This window comes from Coprobacter sp. (genome assembly GCF_982436375.1).
This window is the reverse complement of record NZ_CEWDCG010000289.1, coordinates 1-2,738: the sequence shown is the minus strand read 5'-3', so window position 1 is coordinate 2,738 and position 2,738 is coordinate 1. Positions and strand designations below refer to the sequence as shown.

Annotated in this window: 3 protein-coding genes; all 3 read right to left on the bottom strand. The window is 40.4% G+C overall.

Features of this window, described 5'->3' with window-relative positions; all coding sequences use genetic code 11:
* Positions 1-73: 73 nt before the first annotated feature.
* From AC1WHX_RS11730 to porQ, 3 genes are read right to left on the bottom strand one after another with little or no spacing between them, the layout of a single operon-like run.
* Positions 74-937: a 4-hydroxy-3-methylbut-2-enyl diphosphate reductase gene (locus AC1WHX_RS11730; protein ID WP_009318645.1), complete on the bottom strand. Its 864-nt coding sequence runs from the start codon at positions 935-937 to the stop codon at positions 74-76.
* 8 nt (positions 938-945) lie between these two features.
* Positions 946-1,641: a (d)CMP kinase gene (cmk, locus tag AC1WHX_RS11725; protein ID WP_022389573.1), complete on the bottom strand. Its 696-nt coding sequence runs from the start codon at positions 1,639-1,641 to the stop codon at positions 946-948.
* Between the two features lie 7 nt (positions 1,642-1,648).
* Positions 1,649-2,677: a type IX secretion system protein PorQ gene (gene porQ / locus AC1WHX_RS11720; protein WP_278585028.1), complete on the bottom strand. Its 1,029-nt coding sequence runs from the start codon at positions 2,675-2,677 to the stop codon at positions 1,649-1,651.
* Positions 2,678-2,738 lie beyond the last annotated feature (61 nt).

Genomic DNA, 2,738 nt, shown 5'->3' with positions numbered 1-2,738 from the left:
CTAAATATAGTGACCTAAAGAAACCGCAAAGATGTCCAGATAATGTTTCTTTATTGGAAAACTTAGACAATCCCTAAATATTTTTTTGTATAAAGTCCTGAACTTCTTCCATAAGCCATTTGGGTGTAGATGTCGCACCGCATATCCCTATGCTGCTTTTCTCTTTGAACCAACCGGTATTTATTTCCGATATGTCCGAGACTAATTTTGATTCGGGGTTGACCTTACAACATTCTTCGAAGAGCACTTTACCATTAGAACTTTTTTTCCCGCAAACAAACAAAATAAGATCATGCTGTCGGGCAAATTCCCTGATATTCGGAATGCGATTGGCTACTTGTCGGCATATTGTATCGTAGTATAAAAGTTTTTGTCCCGAAGATTGCCTAAGAGTGATTTCTTCTACGATTTTCTTAAATCCGTCTACCGATTTGGTTGTTTGAGAATATAGGCTGATTTGTTTGTTGAAATCTATACGACTGAAATCATCTAAACTTTCGATGACAACTGCCTCACCGTGTGTTTGTCCTACCAACCCGTTTACTTCGGCATGACCTCTTTTCCCATAAATGACAATTTGACCGGTGTCGGGATCGGTTTCTTCGTATGAACGTTTGATTTTCTGTTGCAACTGCAGAACTACCGGACAGGTAGCATCGATAATTTCTATATTATTTTCTTTGGCTATCCGGTAAGTTTCCGGGGGTTCGCCATGAGCTCTCAACAATACTTTCACGTTTTTCAGTCGCTTCAGGTCTTCGTGATTTATGGTGATCAGACCTTTAGATCTCAGACGTTCTACTTCGTTGTTGTTGTGTACGATATCTCCGAGACAATAGAGTATTCCCGATTTTTCCAATTCTTCTTCTGCTTTTTGTATGGCGTTTACCACACCAAAACAAAATCCCGATTTGTTATCGATCTCTATTTTTATCATAAGTCGTTCTATTTTTCGATCACCCGATTATATTGAGCGATCAACCATGCATCCTGTTCGGCAAGAGTCATTTTTGAATTGTCGAGCAATAAGGCATCATCAGCTTTTCGTAACGGGCTGATCTCCCTGTTTTGGTCTATATAATCTCTTTTTTTTACATTGTCGAGAACTTCCTCAAAAGAAACATTCGATCCTTTTTTTTGCAGTTCGTCCAATCTGCGCTGTGCGCGAGTTTCGGGTGAAGCCGTTACGAATATTTTTAGTTCTGCATCAGGAAAAACGGTCGTTCCTATATCCCGGCCGTCCATTACGACTCCCTTTTGTTTTCCCAGTGCTTGTTGTTGTGCTACCATTGCTTCGCGTACAAAAGGAATGGCGCTTACTTGACTTACTTTATCGGATACTCGCATCGAACGGATTTCATTTTCTACATTCTCTCCGTTTAAATAAGTTTCGGGTTTTCCGCTCTCCGGATTGATTTTGAATGTAATCTGCAAAGTGTTTATGACTTTTTGTAGTTCGGATTCGTTTACCGTGTCGTTTTCGAAAAGGTCGTTGTCTATGCAGTAAAGCGTTACGGCCCTGTACATCGCTCCGCTATCGATATAAACATATCCTATTTTGCGGGCCAGTTCTTTGGCCATCGTACTTTTTCCACAAGAGGAAAAACCATCTATTGCGATAACTATTTTTGTCGTTTGCATTTCTAATTTAATGTTGTATAAATTGCGATATATTGGTTGTGAGGTTAAACATGAAAGTCGTTCCTCCGACATGTTGTTGAGCTAATGAAGCTCCTATGCCGAACATCTTTACCTTGATCCCTGCCCCTACGGTAAAGCCGGACAGAAAATTTCGGCCATAAGTCTGCATATCGCTCCGATATTTATAATTGTAACCTAATGCAATGTATAAATTACGAGAAGGAATATAATCTATTCCGAAAACAAGATGCCTGAACAAATCGGTAGCAAAATTGCCTTTTTCCTTTATTTCATCTTCGCTGCTGTTATATTCTCCTGTTGTCGGAGCTGTATAAGGTAATTTCCAACGGCTTAAATGTTGGGCTGTGATTGAAAATCTAAAAGGAGCGTGGTCCAAAGTTTTTGAGAGTCCGAGTTGGATATCCCAAGGCATTTTATCCCGGTTTTCATTGTATTTCTTTAATTGTCCGCCCAGATTTTTAAAAGCTATGGAGAGAGAAAGCTGGTTATCCGGGTTATAGTAATTGATACCCAAATCGATAGCTAATGCAAGAGAAGTATATTGTTCATAAGAAGAATAAAGAAATTTTGCTTGTATACCTCCCCTCAAGCGGTCGGTAATATCGTGTGCATAAAATCCGCTGATCGACATGTCTTTGGGGCTGAATGTCCCAGTGATCACCCCGTTTGCTTCGACTTGTTTCATCGATCCGTATCCTGCGTATTGGATGGCCGCAGCCCATGCTCCCCGTTCTCCTGCGGCTTTGGCGAATGTCGCTCCTGCCAGATTGATTCCGGCAACATATCGCATATAATTCAGATTAAGCTGGAGATTCATTTCATGGCCTAAAAGTGCCGGATTGTGCTGGATGACCGAAACATCTTCTTCGATGATCGAAATATTGTTTCCTCCTAAAGCGTTGATATGCGAAGATATAGGGAGATTAAGGAAGTCGAAGGCCGACTTCCCTTCTTGCGCTTTAGCCGTAAGGTAAAAGATAGACAAAAACAAAACGAATATATGTCGATTCATCATTTGCATGGTGTTACGAGGCTCAAAGATACGTTTTTTTTAGGATTCGGAAAATCTCTTTTTG

What these genes read in the sequence shown, in the direction of transcription:
- AC1WHX_RS11730 (WP_009318645.1), bottom strand. Translation starts at nt 937, where the DNA reads ATGATAAAAATAGAGATCGATAACAAATCGGGATTTTGTTTTGGTGTG.
- cmk (WP_022389573.1), bottom strand. Translation starts at nt 1,641, where the DNA reads ATGCAAACGACAAAAATAGTTATCGCAATAGATGGTTTTTCCTCTTGT.
- porQ (WP_278585028.1), bottom strand. Translation starts at nt 2,677, where the DNA reads ATGATGAATCGACATATATTCGTTTTGTTTTTGTCTATCTTTTACCTT.